At 61.1% G+C, this 21,781-nt stretch carries 16 protein-coding genes; 6 read left to right on the top strand and 10 right to left on the bottom strand.

The window, feature by feature from the left end:
* Positions 1-3,897, bottom strand: coding sequence for a phosphoribosylformylglycinamidine synthase (purL, locus tag GQX66_RS16425; RefSeq protein ID WP_064382426.1), 3,897 nt, complete (start codon positions 3,895-3,897; stop codon positions 1-3).
* Between the two features lie 285 nt (positions 3,898-4,182).
* Between purL and mltF the strand changes: the two genes are divergently transcribed.
* Positions 4,183-5,643 (top strand): membrane-bound lytic murein transglycosylase MltF, encoded by a 1,461-nt coding sequence (mltF, locus tag GQX66_RS16420; RefSeq protein ID WP_011332593.1) that lies wholly within the window; start codon positions 4,183-4,185, stop codon positions 5,641-5,643.
* A gap of 53 nt (positions 5,644-5,696) precedes the next feature.
* On the opposite strand, the gene pdxJ is transcribed toward mltF, so the two are convergent.
* From pdxJ to lptF, 8 genes are all read right to left on the bottom strand, one after another.
* Complete coding sequence (gene pdxJ, locus GQX66_RS16415) at positions 5,697-6,440, bottom strand: pyridoxine 5'-phosphate synthase (RefSeq protein WP_064382428.1); 744 nt, start codon at positions 6,438-6,440, stop codon at positions 5,697-5,699.
* A 47-nt stretch (positions 6,441-6,487) separates the two neighbouring features.
* Complete coding sequence (recO, locus tag GQX66_RS16410) at positions 6,488-7,177, bottom strand: DNA repair protein RecO (protein WP_085747010.1); 690 nt, start codon at positions 7,175-7,177, stop codon at positions 6,488-6,490.
* A gap of 167 nt (positions 7,178-7,344) precedes the next feature.
* Positions 7,345-8,247: a GTPase Era gene (gene era / locus GQX66_RS16405; RefSeq protein ID WP_240870048.1), complete on the bottom strand. Its 903-nt coding sequence runs from the start codon at positions 8,245-8,247 to the stop codon at positions 7,345-7,347.
* Positions 8,240-8,929 (bottom strand): ribonuclease III, encoded by a 690-nt coding sequence (gene rnc, locus GQX66_RS16400; protein WP_011332589.1) that lies wholly within the window; start codon positions 8,927-8,929, stop codon positions 8,240-8,242. Before rnc ends, era begins: the two co-directional genes overlap by 8 nt.
* A 182-nt stretch (positions 8,930-9,111) precedes the next feature.
* Positions 9,112-9,966, bottom strand: coding sequence for a signal peptidase I (gene lepB, locus GQX66_RS16395; protein ID WP_011332588.1), 855 nt, complete (start codon positions 9,964-9,966; stop codon positions 9,112-9,114).
* A gap of 9 nt (positions 9,967-9,975) precedes the next feature.
* Complete coding sequence (lepA, locus tag GQX66_RS16390) at positions 9,976-11,772, bottom strand: translation elongation factor 4 (RefSeq protein ID WP_039769508.1); 1,797 nt, start codon at positions 11,770-11,772, stop codon at positions 9,976-9,978.
* A gap of 172 nt (positions 11,773-11,944) precedes the next feature.
* A complete protein-coding gene (gene lptG, locus GQX66_RS16385; protein ID WP_039769506.1) occupies positions 11,945-13,006 on the bottom strand; it encodes an LPS export ABC transporter permease LptG in 1,062 nt (353 codons plus the stop codon).
* A complete protein-coding gene (lptF, locus tag GQX66_RS16380; RefSeq protein WP_240870046.1) occupies positions 12,999-14,120 on the bottom strand; it encodes an LPS export ABC transporter permease LptF in 1,122 nt (373 codons plus the stop codon). The genes lptG and lptF overlap by 8 nt, the downstream gene beginning before the upstream one ends.
* A gap of 308 nt (positions 14,121-14,428) precedes the next feature.
* Here lptF and GQX66_RS16375 point away from each other — a divergent pair, with 308 nt between their 5' ends.
* The 5 genes from GQX66_RS16375 (at position 14,429) to rlmF (ending at position 21,010) form a co-directional block, all read left to right on the top strand.
* Entirely contained in the window at positions 14,429-15,919 is a 1,491-nt protein-coding gene (locus GQX66_RS16375; RefSeq protein ID WP_085747009.1) for a leucyl aminopeptidase, read from the top strand.
* Between the two features lie 60 nt (positions 15,920-15,979).
* Entirely contained in the window at positions 15,980-16,408 is a 429-nt protein-coding gene (locus tag GQX66_RS16370) for a DNA polymerase III subunit chi (RefSeq protein ID WP_102718358.1), read from the top strand.
* A gap of 8 nt (positions 16,409-16,416) precedes the next feature.
* Entirely contained in the window at positions 16,417-16,809 is a 393-nt protein-coding gene (locus tag GQX66_RS16365) for a DNA polymerase III subunit chi (RefSeq protein ID WP_102686921.1), read from the top strand.
* A gap of 198 nt (positions 16,810-17,007) precedes the next feature.
* Positions 17,008-19,854, top strand: a complete 2,847-nt coding sequence (locus tag GQX66_RS16360) for a valine--tRNA ligase (protein WP_240870039.1) — start codon at positions 17,008-17,010, stop codon at positions 19,852-19,854.
* Between the two features lie 133 nt (positions 19,855-19,987).
* Positions 19,988-21,010, top strand: a complete 1,023-nt coding sequence (gene rlmF / locus GQX66_RS16355) for a 23S rRNA (adenine(1618)-N(6))-methyltransferase RlmF (RefSeq protein ID WP_240870036.1) — start codon at positions 19,988-19,990, stop codon at positions 21,008-21,010.
* A 123-nt stretch (positions 21,011-21,133) separates the two neighbouring features.
* Here the strand turns inward: rlmF and GQX66_RS16350 are convergent, their stop codons facing one another.
* Positions 21,134-21,415, bottom strand: a complete 282-nt coding sequence (locus GQX66_RS16350; RefSeq protein WP_003221909.1) for an HU family DNA-binding protein — start codon at positions 21,413-21,415, stop codon at positions 21,134-21,136.
* Between the last annotated feature and the right edge of the window lie 366 nt (positions 21,416-21,781).

Genomic DNA, 21,781 nt, shown 5'->3' with positions numbered 1-21,781 from the left:
TTAGTTCACCCACACACGAGCATTACGGAACATACGCATCCAAGGAGCGTCTTCGTTCCAGTCTTCCGAACGCCACGAGTTCTGCACGGCACGGAACACACGCTCCGGGTGCGGCATCATGATCGTCACACGGCCATCACGGCTGGTGAGGCCGGTGATCCCGCGCGGCGAGCCGTTCGGGTTGGCCGGGTAGGCTTCGGTGACCTTGCCGTGGTTGTCGACGAAACGCATCGCCACGCAACCCGACAGATCGGCTTCGAGCAGTGCCTCTTCGCTTTCGAATTCGGCATGGCCTTCACCGTGAGCGATGGCGATCGGCATGCGCGAACCGGCCATGCCCTGCAGGAAGATCGAGTTCGACTCCTGAACCTGAACCATCGCCACGCGCGCTTCGAACTGCTCGGAGCGGTTGCGCACAAAGTGCGGCCAGAATTCGCTGCCCGGGATCAGCTCGTGCAGGTTGGACATCATCTGGCAACCGTTGCACACGCCAAGGGTGAAGCTGTCGTTACGCTCGAAGAAGCCCTGGAACGCATCGCGGGCACGGCTGTTGAACAGCGCGGATTTGGCCCAGCCTTCACCGGCGCCGAGAACGTCGCCGTAGGAGAAACCACCGCAGGCCACCAGACCTTTGAACTCGTTCAGGTCGACACGGCCGGCCAGAATGTCGCTCATGTGCACGTCGATCGCATTGAAACCGGCGCGGTCGAACGCAGCCGCCATTTCCACCTGACCGTTGACGCCCTGCTCACGCAGTACGGCAACCTGTGGGCGGATGCCTTTCTTGATGTAAGGCGCGGCGATGTCCTGGTTGACGTCGTAGCTCAGCTTGACGCTCAGGCCCGGGTTATCTTCTTCCAGCAGCGCATCGAACTCTTGCTCGGCGCAGTCGGCGTTGTCGCGCAGACGCTGGATCTGGTAGCTGGTCTCGGCCCACTGACGTTGCAGCAGACGACGCTGGCCTTCGAACACGGTGTCACCGTTGAAGGTGATGTTGATCTGGCCGTTATTGATCGGCTGACCGATCACCGAAACGCAGTCGCCCAGACCGGCAGCGCTGAATTGGGCGAGGATGTCCGGGGTGGCGTCCTGGCGAACCTGGATCACGGCACCCAGTTCTTCGTTGAACAGGATGGCGGCGATTTCAGCGGAGCTTTCGGCAACGCTGTCCAGGTTCAGGCTCAGACCGCAGTGGCCGGCGAAAGCCATTTCCACCACGGAGGTCAGCAGACCGCCGTCGGAACGGTCGTGGTAGGCCAGCAGGTGGCCGTCGGCGTTGAGGCCCTGGATCACTGCGAAGAAGGCTTTCAGGTCTTCGGCGTCGTCGACGTCCGGCGCCTGCTTGCCGAGCTTGCCGTGAACCTGCGCCAGGATCGAGGCACCCATACGGTTCTGGCCGCGACCGAGGTCGATCAGGATCAGGTCGGTGGTGCCCTTGTCCATGCGCAGTTCCGGAGTCAGGGTCTGACGGATGTCAGCCACTGGCGCGAAACCGGTCACGATCAGGGACATCGGCGAGGTGACGGTCTTGTCTTCGCCGTTGTCGTTCCAGCGGGTGGCCATGGACATCGAGTCCTTGCCGACCGGAATGGTGATGCCCAGCTCAGGGCACAGTTCCATGCCGACCGCTTTCACGGTGTCGTACAGACGCGCGTCTTCGCCCGGGTGGCCGGCAGCGGACATCCAGTTCGCCGACAGTTTGATGTCGGAGAGCTTGTTGATGCGCGAAGCGGCAATGTTGGTGATGGTTTCGCCGATGGCCATGCGGCCCGACGCCGGAGCGTCCAGCAGCGCCAGCGGAGTGCGCTCGCCCATCGCCATCGCTTCACCGGTGTAGACGTCGAAGCTGGTGGCGGTGACGGCAACGTCGGCCACCGGAACCTGCCATGGGCCGACCATCTGGTCACGGGCCACAAGGCCGGTGATGGTGCGGTCGCCGATGGTGATCAGGAAGCTTTTGCTCGCTACGGCCGGGTGGTGCAGGACGCGCTCGATGCTTTCGCCGATGTCGAGGTTCGACGGATCGAAGTCATCGCCCAGCTCGGCTTCGCGAACCACCGAACGGTGCATGCGCGGCGCCTTGCCCAGCAACACTTCCAGTGGCATGTCCACCGGGTTGTTGCCGAAGTGGCTGTCGGTCACGGTCAGTTGCGGCTCGGCGGTGGCTTCGCCGACAACGGCAAACGGGCAACGCTCACGTTCGCAGATCGCCTTGAAGCGCTCGAAGTCGGCCGGACCGACCGCCAGAACGTAACGTTCCTGGGATTCGTTGGACCAGATTTCGTGCGGGGCCATGCCCGGCTCGTCGTTTGGAATGTTGCGCAGTTCGAAACGGCCACCGCGGTCGCCGTCGTTGACCAGTTCCGGGAAGGCATTGGACAGACCGCCCGCACCCACGTCGTGGATGAAGCTGATCGGGTTCTTGTCGCCAAGCTGCCAGCAACGGTCGATGACTTCCTGGCAGCGACGTTCCATTTCAGGGTTTTCACGCTGAACGGAAGCGAAGTCCAGATCCGCCGAGCTGGTGCCGGTGGCCATGGAGGAGGCAGCGCCGCCGCCCAGACCGATCAGCATCGCCGGGCCGCCGAGGACGATCAGCTTGGAGCCGACGACGATCTCGCCTTTCTTGACGTGCTCTTCACGGATATTGCCCATGCCGCCAGCCAGCATGATCGGCTTGTGGTAACCGCGAACTTCATCACCGTGCGGGGTGGTGATCGACTGTTCGAAGGTACGGAAGTAGCCGGTCAGGGCCGGACGACCGAATTCGTTGTTGAACGCGGCGCCGCCCAGCGGGCCTTCGATCATGATGTCCAGCGCGTTGACGATGCGCTCGGGCTTGCCGTACGGCACTTCCCACGGCTGTTCGAAGCCCGGGATCTGCAGGTTCGACACGGTGAAACCGGTCAGGCCGGCCTTCGGCTTGGCGCCACGACCGGTTGCACCTTCGTCGCGGATCTCGCCACCGGAACCGGTGGACGCGCCCGGGAACGGAGCGATCGCGGTCGGGTGGTTGTGGGTTTCGACCTTCATCAGGATGTGCACCGGCTCCTGCACCGCGCCGTACTGGCGGGTTTCCGGATCCGGGAAGAAGCGGCCGGCGACGTTGCCGACGATCACCGAAGCGTTGTCCTTGTAAGCGGACAGCACGCCTTCGCTGTGCATCTGATAGGTGTTCTTGATCATGCCGAACAGGCTTTTTTCCTGGCTCTCGCCGTCAATATCCCAACTGGCGTTGAAGATCTTGTGGCGGCAGTGCTCGGAGTTGGCCTGGGCGAACATCATCAGTTCGATGTCATGGGGGTTGCGCTTGAGACCGTTGAAGGCGTTGACCAGATAATCGATCTCGTCTTCGGCCAGAGCCAGGCCCAGTTCGACGTTGGCTTTTTCCAGTGCGGCGCGACCGCCGCCGAGGATGTCGATGGCGGTCAGCGGCTTCGGTTCGGCGTGGCTGAACAGACCGGCAGCCTGCTCGAGGTTGGCCAGAACGATCTGAGTCATGCGGTCATGCAGTACGTCTGCAATCTGCTGCGCTTCGGTTTCGCTGAACTGACCGGCCACGTAGAACGCGATGCCGCGCTCCAGGCGCTGGATCTTGCTCAGGCCGCAGTTGCGGGCGATGTCGCTGGCCTTGCTCGACCATGGCGAGATGGTGCCGAAACGCGGCAATACCAGGAACAGACGACCGGTCGGCTCTTGAACCGGAACGCTTGGACCGTACTTCAGAAGGCGCGCAAGCACCTGCTGTTCGTCGCCGGTCAGGACGCCGGTGACTTCGGCGAAGTGAGCGAATTCAGCATACAAGCCACTGACAGCCGGAACCTTCTGGCTCAGTTGCTCAAGGAGTTTGCTGTGGCGAAAGGCAGAAAGGGCAGGAGCGCCGCGCAGGATCAACATCTTCGGGACAGCCTCGGGAAGGGGTGTGCTTTGAGGCCGTGCATTCTAGCCTAAACCGCCCTCAACATCACCCGAAACGCTACGCACGGTTGCACCCGGATGTCGAGTGGTGTTCCTGCCTTGAGGGTCAAATTTATGGGGTGTTGGAACGCGGGTTATTTTTTCTGTCACAAAATGCCTTTCGGGCCCATTCCTGCGGGGTTTCGAGCGGTTTTGTGATCCCTAGCAGACAACCCCGCAACTGTCGAGATATGGCGCCCGTTGTCCTTTGCGTATACTGCGCACATGTTTTCCCCAACGGCTTTGCGTCCGCGGTACGCCAAATGGCTGATCGCTACCGGACTCTTCCTGATGCTCAGTGGCTGTGTTGATAAACCCAACACACTCGAGCGCGTAAAGGAGGATGGCGTGCTGCGGGTGGTCACCCGAAACAGCCCCGCCACCTACTTTCAGGATCGCAGCGGTGAAACCGGCTTCGAATACGAGCTGGTGAAGCGCTTCGCCGACGATTTGGGGGTCGAGCTGAAGATTGAAACCGCCGACAACCTCGACGACCTGTTCAACCAGGTCGGCAAGCCGAACGGCCCGGTACTGGCCGCCGCCGGCCTGGTCAGCAGCGAACAGCGCAAGAAACAGGTGCGTTTCTCCCGCTCCTACCTCGAAGTCACCCCGCAGATCATCTATCGCAACGGCCAATCTCGTCCTACCGACGCCGGCGATCTGGTGGGCAAGAAGATCATGGTGCTCAAGGGCAGCACCCATGCCGAACAACTGGCGGAGCTGAAACAGAAATATCCTGGCATCCAGTACGAAGAATCCGACGCCGTTGAAGTGGTCGACCTGCTGCGCATGGTCGATGAAGGTCAGATCGACCTGACCCTGGTCGATTCCAACGAAGTGGCGATGAACCAGGTGTATTTCACCAACATCCGCGTGGCCTTCGACCTCGGCGACGCGCGCAGCCAGAGCTGGGCCGTGGCCGCCGGCGAAGACAACAGCCTGCTCAACGAGATCAACAGTTATCTGGACAAGGTGCAGAAGAACGGCACCCTGCAACGTCTGAAAGACCGCTATTACGGCCACGTCGACGTCCTCGGCTACATGGGTGCCACCACCTTCGCCCAGCATCTGCAGCAGCGGCTGCCCAAATACGAACAGCACTTCAAGGCCTACGCCAAGAAAGAGAAAGTCGACTGGCGCCTGCTGGCGGCGATCGGTTATCAGGAATCACTGTGGCAACCGGCGGTCACCTCGAAGACCGGCGTGCGCGGGCTGATGATGCTGACCCAGAACACCGCTCAGGCCATGGGCGTGTCCAACCGCCTCGATCCGAAGCAGAGCATCATGGGCGGCGCCAAGTACCTGGCCTACATGAAGGATCAGCTCGACGAGTCGATCCAGGAACCGGATCGCACCTGGTTTGCTCTGGCGGCCTACAACGTCGGCAGCGGTCATCTGGATGACGCGCGCAAACTGGCGGCCAAGGAAGGGTTGAACCCGGACAAGTGGCTGGATGTGAAAAAGATCCTGCCGCGCCTGTCGCAGAAGCAGTGGTACAGCAAGACCCGCTACGGCTACGCCCGGGGCGGCGAACCGGTGCATTTCGTGGCGAACATCCGTCGCTACTACGACATCCTGACGTGGGTGACCCAGCCGCAGCTTGAAGGCGATCAAGTGGCCGAGGGCAACCTGCATGTGCCGGGGATCGATAAATCGAAACCGGCTCAAGAGCCCGCCCCGCTTTAACCCATCCCCAATACAAATGTGGGAGCAAGTTTGCTCCCACAGGATGTTGAAACTTAGTGTTTGGCAGCCGCCAGAATCAACGCCTTCATCTCCGACACCGCCGACTTGAAGCCGACGAACAACGCGTGCGCCACCAGTGCGTGACCGATGTTCAGCTCGTTGATGCCCTTGATTGCGGCAACCGCCTCGACGTTGTGATAGTGCAGGCCATGGCCGGCATTGACGATCAGGCCCTGGGCCAGACCGAAGGCCACGCCGTCCGCCACACGCTTGAGCTCTTCAGCCACTTCGGTGGGCGTTTCGGCATCGGCGTAACGCCCGGTGTGCAGCTCGATAGCCGGGGCACCGACGCGCTTCGACGCAGCGATCTGCCGCTCGTCGGCGTCAATGAACAGCGATACCTCGCTGCCGATCTTCGACAGACGCTCGACAGCCGCCCTGATCCGCTCTTCCTGCCCCGCCACATCCAGACCGCCTTCGGTGGTCAATTCCTGACGGGTTTCCGGCACCAGGCAGATGTGCGCCGGGCGAATGCGTTCGGCGAACGCCATCATTTCTTCGGTGACGCCCATTTCGAAGTTCATGCGGGTTTGCAGCACGTCCTTGAGCAGCAGCACGTCGCGCTCCTGAATGTGCCGGCGATCTTCGCGCAGATGCACGGTGATGCCATCGGCGCCCGCCTCTTCCGCGTCCAGCGCAGCCTTGACCGGATCCGGATAGCGCGTGCCACGGGCCTGACGCAGGGTGGCGACGTGGTCGATGTTCACGCCAAGAAGAATGCGATTGCTGGTGGTCACGGATGCGCTCCTGAATGGAAAGATTCGGCGCACAGCATACGGTGAGATCAGGGCTTGCGAAACAGCTCGCGACTGACCAAGGGACGACCGCCCAGATGCACGGCCAGCGCTTGTCGCATCAAGCGCTTGGCGGCGGACAACGCGCCTGGGGCCGACCAGTCGGCTTCGGCCATGGCCAGCAGTTCGGTGCCGTTGAACAGACCGGGTTGCAGCAGGTAGACCCGTTCGAGTCCGGCATCCACCTGCAAGCGATAGAGACCGTCCGCAGCGACAGGCTCGTCGTTGATGTCGGTATTCAGGGAAAAGCCATAACCAAGGTCGTCGAGCAGCCGCCATTCGAAAGAACGCAGCAACGGTTCCAGCGGCCGGCCTTCGGCCAATGCCAGCAAGGTCGCGGCGTAATGATCGAACACCGCCGGGTGCGGATCTTCGGCGGGCAGCAGGCGAATCAACAGTTCATTGAGATACAGGCCGCTGAACAGCGCCTCGCCGACCATCCACGTTGCGTTGCCGACACTCTCCATGCGCCCGACGTTCTTCAACTCACCCTTGCCGCGAAACTCCACTTCCAGCGGCACGAATGGCCGCGCCAATGTCCCGGCCTTGCCCCGCGCACTGCGCAACACCGCCCGCAGCCGACCTTGCGGCGTGAGGAAGTCCACCAATGCGCTGGTTTCGCGGTAGGCGCGGGAGTGGAGGACGTAGGCGGGTTGGGCGGGAGGCGGGCTTTGCGACATTGAGTTCTCGATGACGAAACGCAGTTTTACACACAAACCCAAAACTACTGTGGGAGCGAGCCTGCTCGCGATGAGGGTGTATCAGACAACAAGGATGTCGACTGAAATACCGCTATCGCGAGCAGGCTCGCTCCCACAGTGGGTATCGGTGTTCTCGGGATCAGCGCTTACAGGTCGCCGTAACCCAGCGAACGCAGCGCACGCTCGTCGTCGGACCAGCCGCCCTTCACCTTGACCCACAGATTGAGCATGATCTTGGAGTCGAACAGCAGCTCCATGTCCTTGCGCGCCTCGGTGCCGATGCGCTTGATGCGCTCGCCCTTGTCGCCAATGATGATTTTCTTCTGGCCGTCACGCTCGACGAGGATCAGCGCATGGATGTGCAGCGTCGCACCCTGCTGCTTGAACTCTTCGATTTCCACAGTGATCTGGTACGGCAGCTCGGCGCCGAGCTGGCGCATGATCTTCTCGCGCACCAGTTCGGCGGCGAGGAAGCGGCTGCTGCGGTCAGTGATCTGGTCTTCCGGGAAGAAGTGATCGTTCTCCGGCAGATGATCGGCGATGACCTTTTCCAGCGCATCGAGGTTGTGCCCGTGTTGCGCCGAGATCGGAATGATCTGCGCGTTCGGCAGCTGTTCCTGCAACCACGACAGATGCGGCATCAGCTCGGCCTTGTCTTCGATGCAGTCGGTCTTGTTCAGCGCGACGATCAGCGGGCCGGTCACGTACTGCACGCGCTCCAGCACCATCTGGTCTTCTTCGGTCCACTTGGTGCGGTCGACCACGAAGATCACCACGTCGACGTCTTTCAACGCCGCCGAAGCGGTCTTGTTCATGTAACGGTTCAGGGCTTTTTCGCCACCCTTGTGCATGCCGGGGGTGTCGACGTAGATCGCCTGCACGTCGCCCTCGGTCTTGATCCCGAGCATGTTGTGGCGAGTGGTCTGCGGCTTGCGCGAGGTGATCGCCAGCTTCTGGCCAAGGATGTGGTTCAGCAGCGTGGACTTGCCCACGTTGGGACGGCCGACGATGGCAACATAGCCACAGCGCGTTGCGTTTGTATCAGTCATTGCCATTCTCCACACCCAGGGCAATCAGTGCTGCGGCGGCCGCTACCTGTTCGGCAATACGACGGCTCACACCCTGACCCCGGCTTTTTTCATTCAATAGGACAACTTCGCACTCGACGAAGAAGGTACGGCAGTGCGGCTCGCCCTGGATATCCACCACTTCGTAGCGCGGCAGTTCGCAGCCGCGCGATTGCAGGAATTCCTGCAGGCGGGTCTTCGGATCCTTGTTGGTATCGACCAGCGTCAGACCTTCGAACTCGCCGGCCAGCCAGGCCAGTACACGTTCGCGGGCGACTTCCATGCCGGCGTCGAGGTAGATCGCACCGATCAGCGCTTCAAGGGCGTCGGCCAGAATCGACTCGCGACGGAAACCGCCGCTCTTCAATTCGCCGGACCCCAGACGCAGGTAATCGCCCAGATCGAAACCGCGGGCCAGCACCGCCAGCGTCTCACCTTTTACCAGCCGTGCGCGCAAACGCGACAACTGGCCTTCGCGAGCCAGCGGGAAACGGTCGAACAAGGCTTCGCCGGCAACAAAGTTGAGGATCGCATCGCCGAGGAATTCCAGACGCTCGTTGTTGCGTCCGGCAAAGCTGCGGTGCGTAAGGGCCAGGACCATCAGTTCCTGGTCCTTGAAAGTGTAACCGAGCTGACGCTCGAGGCGGCTTAGAGAAACGCTCACGGTTTACCCACGCTGAGTTCGTGGCTGGATTCCACTGCCATCGCCGAGATACGGCGCAGGCCTGGGACAATTAACGCTGTGTTCAAAAATGACGTCCTGAATATCGTGGCTTCATGCCCCGGAGCCGGTTGTGCCGACACCAGAAATGCATTCGGCGCTGTGGTCAACAGCGCCGTGTTTGTTTACTTGATCAGGCCGACCCGCGAGAAGTTCGGCAGGTGGCTGAGTTTCGGTTCCGGCCAGCTCATCCAGACCGCGAAGGCCTTGCCGACGATGTTCTGGTCGGGAACCATGCCCAGCAGATCCTTGGGAATGTTCGGATCATCCCAGTAGCGACTGTCGTTCGAGTTGTCGCGGTTGTCGCCCATCATGAAGTAATGCCCGGCCGGCACGGTCCAGGTATGGTCCGGTGTGGCGCGGTAGCGGCTCATTTCCTTGCGGATCAGGTGCTCGGCGACGCCGAGTTTTTCCTTGTAGAGTTCCGCGCTGCCCAGCGTGCCCGGCTCGGAGCCGACCAGTTGCTCGGCAATCGACTCGCCATTGACGAACAGTCGCTTGTCGGCGGTGTACCGCACGGTGTCACCCGGCAGGCCGACCACACGCTTGATATAGTTGACGTTCGGGTCGCTCGGGTAGCGGAACACCATCACATCGCCGCGCTGCGGGTCACCGACTTCGATGATCTTCTTGTCGATCACCGGCAAACGGATCCCGTAGGAAAACTTGTTCACCAGAATGAAGTCGCCAACGTCCAGGGTCGGTTTCATCGAGCCGGACGGAATCTGGAACGGCTCCACCAGAAACGAACGCAGCACCAGCACGATGAACAGCACTGGGAAGAACGACTTGCCGTATTCGACCAGCAGCGGTTCCTTGTTCAGCTTCTCGACCACCACCACATCAGGCTGGCTGACGCTGCCCTGATAGGAGGCGATGGCGGCACGCCGACGCGGTGCCAGGATCAACAGATCGAGCAACGCCAACAGACCGCAGACGAACACGGCAATGACCAGCAACAGCGGGAAATTTAGTGACATAGGACCTGACTATTCCAACCTGAGCACGGCGAGGAAGGCTTCTTGTGGAATTTCCACGTTGCCGACCTGTTTCATGCGTTTCTTACCGGCCTTCTGCTTCTCAAGCAGTTTTTTCTTACGGCTGACGTCGCCGCCGTAGCACTTGGCCAATACGTTCTTTCTGAGTGCCTTGACGGTTGTCCGGGCGACGATCTGACCGCCAATGGCAGCCTGGATGGCCACGTCGAACATCTGACGAGGAATCAGTTCTTTCATCTTCTCGGTCAACTGGCGACCTTTGAAGTGCGAATTGTCACGGTGCACGATCAGCGCCAGAGCGTCGACCTTGTCGCCGTTGATCAGCACGTCCAGTTTCACCAGATTAGCCGATTGGTAACGATCGAAATGGTAGTCCAGCGAAGCATAGCCGCGGCTGGTGGATTTCAGACGATCGAAGAAGTCCAGCACCACTTCGTTCATCGGCAGGTCGTAGGTCACTTGCACCTGATTGCCGAGGAACAGCATGTCGACCTGCACACCGCGTTTCTCGATGCACAGAGTGATGACGTTGCCCAGGTGTTCCTGCGGTACCAGGATGTTGGCGCGCACGATCGGCTCGCGCATGTCTTCGATCGACGAGACGTCCGGCAGCTTCGACGGGTTGTCGACGTAAATCGTTTCACCGGTTTTCAGCACCAGTTCGAAGATTACCGTCGGCGCCGTGGTGATCAGGTCCAGGTCGTACTCGCGCTCCAGGCGCTCCTGGATGATTTCCATGTGCAGCATGCCGAGGAAGCCGCAACGGAAGCCGAAGCCCAGCGCGTCGGAGCTTTCCGGGGTGTATTGCAGCGACGAGTCGTTCAGGGTCAGTTTCTGCAGCGCTTCGCGGAAGTCCTCGAAGTCGTCGGAACTGACCGGGAACAGACCGGCGTAAACCTGCGGCTGGATGCGTTTGAAACCTGGCAGCACCGGAACGTCCGGGGTGGAGCTCAAGGTCAGGGTGTCACCGACCGGCGCACCGTGAATGTCCTTGATGCTGGCAATGATGAAGCCCACTTCGCCGGCCTTCAGGTCAGCAGTGGCGGTGTGTTTCGGATTGAACACGCCAACGCTGTCGACCAGATGCACCTTGCCGGTGGACTTGACGAGGATCTTGTCGCCCTTCTTCACGCGGCCGTGACGCACGCGCACCAGGGAAACAACGCCCAAGTAGTTGTCGAACCAGGAGTCGATGATCAACGCTTGCAGCGGATCTTCGATGTTGCCGGTCGGCGCAGGAATGGTGGCGACCAGACGCTCGAGCACTTCGTCGACACCCAGGCCGGTCTTGGCGCTGCAGGTGACGGCGTCGGTGGCGTCGATGCCGATGATCTTCTCGATCTCGTCCTTGACGCGGTCAGGCTCGGCCTGTGGCAGGTCGATCTTGTTCAGGACCGGCATGACCTCGAGGCCCTGCTCGATGGCGGTGTAGCAGTTGGCAACGGATTGGGCTTCAACGCCCTGCCCCGCATCGACCACCAGCAACGCACCTTCACACGCGGCCAGGGAACGGCTGACTTCGTAGGTGAAGTCGACGTGGCCCGGGGTGTCAATGAAGTTCAGCTGGTAGGTGACGCCGTCTTTGGCCTTGTAATAGAGGGTAACGCTGTGGGCCTTGATGGTGATCCCGCGTTCGCGCTCCAGATCCATGGAATCCAGTACCTGGGCTTCCATTTCACGCTCGGCCAGGCCACCGCACATCTGGATGAAACGGTCAGCCAGCGTCGACTTGCCATGGTCAATGTGGGCGATGATGGAGAAATTGCGGATATGACTCAAATCACTCACGGATCAACACTCAAAAAGGCTGCAGGCTTGGCCCGCCGAAAAATAGCCGGGAATTGTACCTGATACACGGCGCAAGCGTCACGTTCGCCTGTCACCCTGATTGCATGCAAAAACGCCCCGATCTGATGACCGAGGCGTTTTCAAGGCTAAAGCGTGGGTGAAACCTTGTTCATCAACCGGCTCGACGCAACAGCCAGACACCCGCCAGCGCACACACGCCAGCCGGCACCAGCACCGCGAACAGCGGCGAGAAGCCGAAGACCAGACTGGATGGACCCAGCAGATCCTGAACGATGCGGAAGGTGAAGCCCACCAGCACACCGGTGAACACCCGCTGACCGAGGGTCACCGAACGCAACGGACCGAAGATGAAGGAAATCGCCATCAGCACCAGCGCGGCGGTCACCAGCGGCTGCAACACCTTGACCCAAAATGCCAGCCAGTAACGACCGTTGCTCAGACCCTGATCAGCCAGATAGTGGATGTAACCCCACAGACCGGTGATCGACAGCGATTCCGGCGCCATCACTACAGTGCTCAGCAATTGCGGGCTCAGCGAGACATCCCAGCGCTCGACCGGCGTATTGACCACTTCAGTGCTGCGCTCGTGGAATTTGGTGGTGGTCACGTCGGTCAGCTGCCAGTGATCGGTGTCGAACTCGGCGCGTTTGGCGAAGCTCGAGCTCAGCAGGTGACGCTCTTTGTCGAAGTGATAACGGGTCACGCCGTACAGGCGACCGTTGGGCTGTACGGAGTTGATGTGAATGAACTCCTCGCCCTGACGGTGCCACATGCCGTGCTTGGCGCTTTGCGCGTCGCCGCTGCCTTGCGCCAGCGAACGGTTGGCCTGGGCCATGCTTTCGGTGGCCGGTGCCACGTACTCGCCGATCAGCACGCCGGCCAGCATCAGCACCAGCATCGGCTTCATCACCGCCCAGACGATGCGCCCGATGGAGACACCGGCGGCACGCATCACGGTCAGTTCACTGCTGCTCGCCAGACTGCCGAGACCGATCAGGCAGCCGATCAGCGCCGCCATCGGCAGCATGTCGTAGAGCCGACGCGGCGCGGTCAGGAGCACGAAGCTCAGAACGTCGACCAAGGTGTAGGTGTCACTGACGTCGCCCATCTCGTCGATGAACGCAAACAAGGTTGCCAGGCCGAGAATGATCGCCAGCACTGCGATGATCGCCATGAACACGCTGCTGCCGATGTAGCGGTCGAGTTTAACCACGGGCCACCTCCAGCGCTGCGCTGCGACGGCTCGCCAGTTTCAGGCGCAGAGGTTCCCAGTACAGCAGGCCGAGGCCGATGACCAAGAAGATCGCGTGGACCCACCACAAGCCGAGCGCCGGTGGAATCTTGCCTTTCTCGAGGGCGCCGCGGGCGGCAATCAGGATGGTCAGGTAAGCCATATAAAGAAGAATCGCCGGCAGCAGCTTGAGGAAACGCCCCTGACGCGGATTGACCCGCGACAGCGGCACCGCCATCAGGGTCACGATGAACACCAGCAACGGCAGCGACAGGCGCCATTGCAGTTCGGTTTTCGAGCGAATGTCGTCGCTGCCCAGCAGGGACGAGGTCGGCATGGCATCACGGTCGGTGACTTCCTCGCTGACATCCGGCTTGGGCAGCAGCACGCCGTAGGTTTCGTAGTGGATGGCGCGGTAGTTGGCCTGACCCGGGCTGCCGTCGTAGCGGTAGCCGTTGTCGAGAATCAGGTAGCGGTTGCCGTCGGAACGCACTTCCTGACGACCCTTTTCCGCCACCAGCACAGAAATCCCGCGATCCTTCTGGTTGGCGCCGAGGTTCTTCTGCGAGATGAACACGCTGCCAAGGTTGACCCGATCGTCGCTCAGGGTTTCGGTGTAGGTCACCCGCGTACCGTCGCGCAGGGCCTGGAAGCGGCCGGGCTCGAGGGTGTCGAACTCGGTCAGGGCGTCCTGCTTGTTCAGCAGCAGCTGGAACTGGTTGGCGCCTTGCGGGGCCAGGCTCAGGCTCAGCCATGCAACCACCAGCGCCACCAGGGTGGCCGGAAACAGGGTCATGCGAAACAGACGCTGCTGGCTCATGCCGGTGGCCGAGAGCACGGTCATCTCGCTTTCCAGGTACAACCGGCCGTACGCCAGCAGGATCCCGAGAAACAGGCCCAGCGGCAGGATCAGTTGCAGGAAGCCCGGCAGACGGAAGCCCATGATCAGGAACAGCGATCCCGGATCGAGCTGGCCTGCGGCGGCCTGGGCAAGGTATTTGATGAAGCGACCGCTCATGATGATGACCAGCAGCACGGCGCTTACCGCACTCAGGGTCAACAGGACTTCGCGGGACAGATAACGGAAGACGATCAAACCAGACACTCCAGGGTTGTCAGGCTAAGGCGGCCAAACAAGCAAACGTATCGACGGGCCCGCAAGGCAGAGCCGTCGAAAAAAGATGCGGCATTATCCTGTGATTGAGGGCGCCTGTCACTGCGCACACTCACGCAAGCGTGCAATCCGTTGAAGATCGTACAACCGAGGGTTGTCAGGCGCGGTGAGCGAGGTTCAAACTGCCGCCTCTGTCGCAGGCACTGGCCTGCGCCTCTTCTCTCTATAAGCAGGCGACGGCGGGCACCGTCGAACGCCTGCGTGTTGACCATTCATTCAGGGATCCGGACATGGAACTGGTTGTAAAAAGCGTTAGCCCAGAAACGTTGAAAACCGCCACCCTGGTGGTTGCCGTCGGCGAAGGCCGCAAACTCGGTGTTGCCGCCAGGCAGGTCGACGAACTGAGCGGTGGCGCCATCAGCGCCGTGCTCAAGCGTGGCGACCTGGCCGGCAAGGTCGGCCAGAGCCTGTTGCTGCACAGCCTGCCGAACCTGAAAGCCGAACGCGTGCTGCTGGTCGGCGTGGGCAAGGATGAAGAACTGGGCGACCGTCCGTTCCGCAAGATCGTCGCCGGCATCCTCAACACCCTTAAAGGCCTGGCCGGCAGCGATGCCGTCCTGGCACTCGATGAAATCATCGTCAAGAACCGCGACAGCTACGGCAAGACCCGCCTGCTGGCCGAAACCCTGGTCGACGGCGAATACACCTTCGACCAGTTCAAGAGCCAGAAAGCCGAACCGCGCGCCCTGAAGAAGATCACCCTGCTGACCATCAAGGCCGCTCAGGCCGAAGTGCAGCGCGCCGTGAACCACGCCACCGCGATCGCCAACGGCATGGCGTTCACCCGTAACCTGGGCAACCTGCCGCCGAACATCTGCCACCCGACTTTCCTCGGCGAGCAAGCCAAGAACCTCGGCAAAGAGTTCAAGGATCTGAAAGTCGAAGTCCTCGACGAGAAGAAGATCAAGTCGCTGGGCATGGGTTCGTTCTACGCCGTCGGCCAGGGCAGCGCCCAGCCGCCGCGCCTGATCGTCATGCAATACAACGGCGGCAAGAAATCCGAGAAGCCGTACGCACTGGTTGGTAAAGGCATCACTTTCGACACCGGCGGCATCAGCCTGAAACCGGGCGCCGGCATGGACGAAATGAAGTACGACATGGGTGGCGCCGCCAGCGTGTTCGGTACTCTGCGCGCCGTGCTGGAACTGAAACTGCCGATCAACCTGGTGTGCATCCTGGCTTGCGCCGAGAACATGCCGAGCGGCAACGCTTCGCGTCCGGGCGACATCGTCACCACCATGAGCGGCCAGACCGTGGAAATCCTCAACACCGACGCCGAAGGCCGTCTGGTGCTGTGCGATGCCCTGACCTACTCCGAGCGCTTCAAGCCGCAAGCGGTAATCGACATCGCCACCCTGACCGGTGCCTGCGTCGTTGCGCTGGGCGCCCACACGTCGGGCCTGCTGGGCAACAACGACGAGCTGATCGAGCAACTGCTGAGCGCCGGCAAGGCTGCCGACGACCGCGCCTGGCAACTGCCGCTGTTCGATGAATACCAGGAGCAGCTGGACAGTCCGTTCGCCGACATCGCCAACATCGGCGGTCCTAAGGCCGGCACCATCACCGCTGCCTGCTTCCTGTCGCGCTTCACCAAAAACCTGAACTGGGCGCACCTGGACATCGCAGGCACCGCCTGGACCAGCGGCGGCAAGGACAAGGGCGCCACTGGCCGTCCGGTTCCGCTGCTGACCCAGTACCTGCTGGACCGCGCCAAAGCCTGAAACCGATGACTGCGAGCGGCGCCTCTCTTGAGGGGCGCTGCTTGCAGCTCAGGAACCGCAATGACCAAAGTCGACTTTTACATCCTGCCCAGCGCCGATCCTTCGGCTCGCCTGGACTTTGCCTGCAAGCTCACCGATAAAGCCTGGCGCATGGGCCATCGCATCTACCTCCATTGCAGCGATGCCGCCCAGCGTGATGATCTCGATGCGCGACTGTGGGCGTTCAAGGGCGAAACCTTCGTGCCTCACGGCCCGGCTGAAAGCGAACCGGAAGGACTGATCGTGCTGGGACTGGGCGATGACTGCGGCCAGCACACAGACTTGCTGGTCAACCTCGACCTGAAAGTCCCGGTTTTCGCCAACCAATTCGCCCGGGTGGCGGAGGTGGTGGTGGAAGATCCGGCGATCCGCACTGCGGCGCGGGAGAGTTTCCGTTTCTACCGCGAACAGGGCTATCCTCTGCAAGACCACCGTTTACAGCGACTCTGAGTACGCCGATGGACACTCCAAAACCGCTGCAAAAACCCACGCACCTGCTGGATGACCTCGAGTCGATCCGCCAGCTGCTCGGGGATGACAACCTGCAACCGCCACTGCTGACCGACACGGTCGATGATGGCGAACAGGAACAGATTCCGATGTTGTTCGATTCGGTCGACAACACACCGCAAGCCGTTGAGGCTGCACCCGCGCCGGCACCTGCCCCGCAGCCTGCCGCTGCGCCTGTGGATAAAGGCCCCGACGCCCTGCTGCACCTGGACAGCGAACTGCGTGCCGCCGCGCAACTGATCATGCAGGACGTGATTGACGATTTCGCGCCGCACATCGAAACCGAAATCAAACGTCGCCTCGAGGCGCGGATGGAACGGCTTCTCAGCCAATACGAATAATCCCCCAATCTCCTGTGGGAGCTGACCTGCCAGCGATCGCATCACTGCGGTTTTCCTGAAAACCGCGGCGCGTGCATCGCTGGCGAGCCAGCTCCAACATTTAAGTCTCCACCCGGCCCGCCCCGCTCGCCCTGCGCCCCATGCCCCGCTATACTTCCCGGCTTTTCCTGAATAAATGCCAATAGGGTCCCGCCGCGCATGGATAAGACCTACCAGCCGCACGCCATTGAAACTTCCTGGTACAACACCTGGGAGTCCGAGAACTACTTCGCCCCGCAAGGCGCGGGCGACTCCTACACCATCATGATCCCGCCGCCGAACGTCACCGGCAGCCTGCACATGGGTCACGGTTTCAACAACGCGATCATGGACGCCCTGATCCGTTTCCGCCGCATGCAGGGTCGCAACACCCTGTGGCAGCCGGGCACCGACCACGCCGGTATCGCCACGCAGATGCTGGTGGAGCGTCAACTCGAAGCCCAGGGCCAGAATCGCCACGATCTGGGCCGGGAAAAATTCCTCGAGAAAGTCTGGGAGTGGAAGGATCAGTCCGGCGGCAACATCAGCCGTCAGATCCGTCGCCTCGGCTCGTCCGTGGACTGGAGCCGCGAGCGCTTCACCATGGATGACGGCCTCTCGGAAGCCGTTAAAGAAGCGTTCGTGCGCCTGCACGAAGACGGTTTGATCTATCGCGGCAAGCGTCTGGTCAACTGGGACACCAAGCTGCACACGGCGATTTCCGACCTCGAAGTGGAAAACCACGACGAGAAAGGTTTCCTGTGGAACCTGAAATACCCGCTGGCCGACGGCGCGAAAACCGCTGAAGGCAACGATTTCCTGATCGTCGCGACCACCCGTCCGGAAACCATGCTCGGCGACTCCGCCGTCGCGGTGAACCCGAACGACGAGCGCTACAAAGCCCTGATCGGCAAATTTGTCGAGCTGCCGCTGGTCGGCCGCCGCATCCCGATCATCGCCGACGATTACTGCGATCCTGAATTCGGCACCGGCTGCGTGAAAATCACCCCGGCCCACGATTTCAACGACTACGAAGTCGGCAAGCGCCACAACCTGCCGCTGCTGAACATCTTCGACAAGAACGCCAACGTGCTGCCGGCAGCGCAAGTGTTCAACCTCGACGGCACGCTGAACGACAGCATCGACGGCAAGATTCCGGCCGAATACGCCGGTCTCGAGCGTTTCGAAGCGCGCAAGCGGATCGTTGCCGCATTCGACGCCGCCGGCCTGCTGGTGAGCGTCGACGACCACAACCTGAAAGTACCGAAAGGCGACCGCTCCGGCACCGTCATCGAGCCGTGGCTGACCGACCAGTGGTACGTGTCCACCAAGCCGCTGGCCGAGCCTGCGATTGCTGCCGTTGAAGACGGCCGTATCCAGTTCGTGCCGAAGCAGTACGAAAACATGTACTTCTCGTGGATGCGCGACATCCAGGACTGGTGCATCAGCCGTCAGCTGTGGTGGGGCCACCGGATTCCAGCTTGGTACGACGAGTCGGGCAAGGTCTACGTCGGTCGCGACGAAGCCGAAGTGCGCGCCAAGCACAACCTCGGTCCGGACGTTGCGCTGCAACAGGACAACGACGTTCTCGACACCTGGTTCAGTTCGGGCCTGTGGACGTTCTCCACCCTGGGCTGGCCGGAAAAGACCGAGTTCCTGAAGAAATTCCACTCCACCGACGTGCTGGTCACCGGTTTCGACATCATTTTCTTCTGGGTTGCCCGGATGATCATGCTGACGATGCACCTGATCAAGAACGAGGACGGCACGCCGCAGGTTCCGTTCAAGACCGTTTATGTGCATGGTCTGGTGCGTGATGGCCAAGGCCAGAAGATGTCCAAGTCCAAGGGCAACGTCCTGGACCCGCTGGACATCATCGACGGTATCGAGCTCGAAACCCTGGTGCAGAAACGCACTTCCGGTCTGATGCAGCCGAAACTGGCGAAGAAGATCGAGAAGCAGACCCGCGACGAGTTCGCCGACGGCATCGCCAGCTACGGCACCGACGCCCTGCGCTTCACCTTCTGCTCGCTGGCGTCCACCGGCCGCGACATCAAGTTCGACATGGGCCGCGTCGAAGGCTATCGCAACTTCTGCAACAAGATCTGGAACGCCGCGCGTTATGTTCTGGACAAGGGCGAAGACTGCGGCCAGAACGGCGAAGCCTACGAGCTGTCGCTGGCGGACCGCTGGATCATCTCGCAACTGCAACGCACCGAAGCCGAAGTGACCCGTCAACTGGATCAGTTCCGTTTCGACCTGGCGGCGCAAGCGCTGTACGAGTTCATCTGGAACCAGTACTGCGACTGGTACCTGGAACTGTCCAAGCCAGTGCTGTGGGACGAAAACGCGCCGGTCGAGCGTCAGCGCGGCACTCGCCGCACGCTGGTTCGCGTACTGGAAGTGGCGCTGCGTCTGGCGCATCCGTTCATGCCGTTCATCACTGAAGAAATCTGGCAGCGCATTGCGCCGCTGGCCGGCATTCAGGGCAAGACGATCATGCTGCAAGCGTGGCCGGTGGCCAACGAAGAGCGCATCGATCCGGCGGCCGAAGACGACATCGAATGGCTCAAGGGCCTGATGCTCGGCACGCGTAACATCCGTGGCGAAATGAACATCGGCCCGGGCAAACCGCTGCCGATCTACCTGAAAAACGTCACCGCTGAAGACCAGCGCCGCCTGACCGAGAACGAAGCGCTGCTGAAGAAGCTGGCGCGTCTGGAATCGATCACCGTACTGGCCGCCGGCGAAGAAGCGCCGCTGTCCGCCACCGCGCTGGTTGGCGAGATGGAAGTGCTGGTGCCGATGGCCGGTCTGATCGACAAGAACGCCGAGCTGGCGCGTCTGGACAAGGAAATCCTGCGTCTGCAGGGCGAAGTCCAGCGGGTTGGCGGCAAGCTGTCCAATGCCGGTTTCGTTGACAAGGCCCCGGCCGAAGTCATCGAGAAGGAACGCGCCAAACTGGCCGAAGCCGAGCAGGCTCTGGCCAAGCTGGCCGAGCAGCACGCGCGGATTGCCAGCCTGTAACGGCAAATCGCACTGAAAAAGGGAGGCCCGCAATGGCCTCCCTTTTTTGTGCCCGGCACTTTTCCGGCCAACAACACGGCTCCCTGTGGGACAATAGCCGCCACTTTCAGCCCTACCCGAATCGACCACGCCCATGAACGCCCCACGTACACCAAAACCTGCGCGCAAGAAGCCTGACTCCGCCACCCCGGCCAAGCCCGTGGCGCCGCGTAAAGAGGCCAGCCTGCACCCGCGCAATCGCCATCAGGGTCGTTACGACTTCCCGGCGCTGATCAAGACCACGCCGGAACTGGCGAAGTTCGTGATCACCAACCCGTACGGCAAGGAAAGCATCGACTTCGCCAGTCCCGATGCAGTGCGTGTGTTCAACCGGGCGTTGCTCAAATCGTTCTACGGCATCCAGCATTGGGACATCCCGGCCGATTATCTGTGCCCGCCGGTGCCGGGCCGCGCCGACTACATCCACTTCCTGGCTGACCTGCTGGCCAGCAACAACGACGGCGTGATTCCGCGCGGTGCCATCGTCAACGTGCTGGATATCGGCATGGGCGCCAATTGCGTGTACCCGCTGATCGGTAACAGCGAATATCGCTGGCACTTTCTCGGCTCGGAGATCGATCCGACCGCCGTGGCTGCTGCCAGGGCCATCGTCCAGTCCAACGACCTGAACAAGGTCATCCAGTTGCGCCAGCAGGAGAACCGCAAGCACATCCTGATCGGCCTGCTGGAGCCCGGCGAGCGCTTTGACCTGACCATGTGCAACCCGCCGTTCCACGCATCGATGGAAGAAGCCACCAAGGGCAGCGAGCGTAAATGGCGAGCCCTGGGCAAGGCCGATCCGAAACGCAAACTGCCGGTGCTGAACTTCGGCGGTCAGTCGGCCGAGCTGTGGTGTGAGGGCGGCGAAGCGCGTTTCGTGACGCAACTGATCGCCGAAAGTGCGAATTTTGCGCACAAGGTGTTGTGGTTCAGCACCCTGGTCTCGAAAGCTTCGAACCTGCCTGCCATCGAAACCGCACTGAAAAAGGCCGGCGCGCTGGAAAGCCAGGTGGTGGAAATGTCCCAGGGGCAGAAACAGAGTCGCTTCGTCGCCTGGACCTTCCAGACCAAGTCCGAACAGCAGATCTGGCGGCGCGAACGCTGGGTTCGCAAGTAAGACGTTTCAACCGGGGCGGCACTTGAGCGCAAAGCAGCCGCCGCCACTGCTGAAACACAATCGGCAGGCACAAAAAAACCGTGCCCGGATCGCTCCGGTGCACGGTTTTTTTATCGCTGCGTCTTACTTGTTCACAGCGTCGGTCAGGCCTTTGGCCACAACCAGCTTGATCACTTTCTTGGCAGGGATTTCGATGGCAGCGCCAGTCGATGGGTTACGGCCAGTGCGGGCAGGACGCTCGGTCACTTTCAGCTTGCCGATACCTGGCAAGGTGATTTCGCCGCCGTTTTCCAGCTGATCGGCAACGATTTGGCCCAGTTGGTCCAGAGCGTTACGCGCGGTGGTTTTCGGCGCGTCGATAGCTTCAGCGATGTCGGCGATCAGTTGGTCTTTAGTAAGAGCCATGTAGTGTTCCTTCCCTATCAAATTCATATGGATTGCAGAGTGCAGTGTCAGCCATCGAGCCCGATCTTCTGGATCTGGCACCCTCGGCGATAACCACGACGAGTCGGGGTTATAGATGCCGAAATCAAGGTTTGGTTCGACCTGACAAAAGCTGAATGCATGCTTGTCGCGGTGACTTCGCACAAGACCGGGCAAAACTAGCACAGAGACAAGGAAATATCCGCCTCTAGCTAGCCAAATGGTCAGGTTTATTGCGCTAAATCGGTAAATAAATGCATAAGGGTCGTCGGGTGACCCGGATTTGCCCTTCACCCCGCGCCAAATCCAGTGGTTGCGGTACACTGAGCGCTTTTTCGGGGGAGCCCG

Source organism: Pseudomonas sp. B707 (assembly GCF_022496685.1).
Lineage (GTDB): Bacteria > Pseudomonadota > Gammaproteobacteria > Pseudomonadales > Pseudomonadaceae > Aquipseudomonas > Aquipseudomonas paraglycinae.
Note: the sequence above shows the minus strand (reverse complement) of the source record. Positions and strands in the feature narration are given on the sequence as shown.

Bases quoted from the DNA above. Each gene is read 5' to 3' on its own strand.
- purL (WP_064382426.1), bottom strand. From the start codon at position 3,897: ATGTTGATCCTGCGCGGCGCTCCTGCCCTTTCTGCCTTTCGCCACAGC.
- mltF (WP_011332593.1), top strand. From the start codon at position 4,183: ATGTTTTCCCCAACGGCTTTGCGTCCGCGGTACGCCAAATGGCTGATC.
- recO (WP_085747010.1), bottom strand. From the start codon at position 7,177: ATGTCGCAAAGCCCGCCTCCCGCCCAACCCGCCTACGTCCTCCACTCC.
- era (WP_240870048.1), bottom strand. From the start codon at position 8,247: ATGACTGATACAAACGCAACGCGCTGTGGCTATGTTGCCATCGTCGGC.
- lepB (WP_011332588.1), bottom strand. From the start codon at position 9,966: ATGTCACTAAATTTCCCGCTGTTGCTGGTCATTGCCGTGTTCGTCTGC.
- GQX66_RS16375 (WP_085747009.1), top strand. From the start codon at position 14,429: ATGGAACTGGTTGTAAAAAGCGTTAGCCCAGAAACGTTGAAAACCGCC.
- GQX66_RS16370 (WP_102718358.1), top strand. From the start codon at position 15,980: ATGACCAAAGTCGACTTTTACATCCTGCCCAGCGCCGATCCTTCGGCT.
- GQX66_RS16365 (WP_102686921.1), top strand. From the start codon at position 16,417: ATGGACACTCCAAAACCGCTGCAAAAACCCACGCACCTGCTGGATGAC.
- GQX66_RS16360 (WP_240870039.1), top strand. From the start codon at position 17,008: ATGGATAAGACCTACCAGCCGCACGCCATTGAAACTTCCTGGTACAAC.
- rlmF (WP_240870036.1), top strand. From the start codon at position 19,988: ATGAACGCCCCACGTACACCAAAACCTGCGCGCAAGAAGCCTGACTCC.
- GQX66_RS16350 (WP_003221909.1), bottom strand. From the start codon at position 21,415: ATGGCTCTTACTAAAGACCAACTGATCGCCGACATCGCTGAAGCTATC.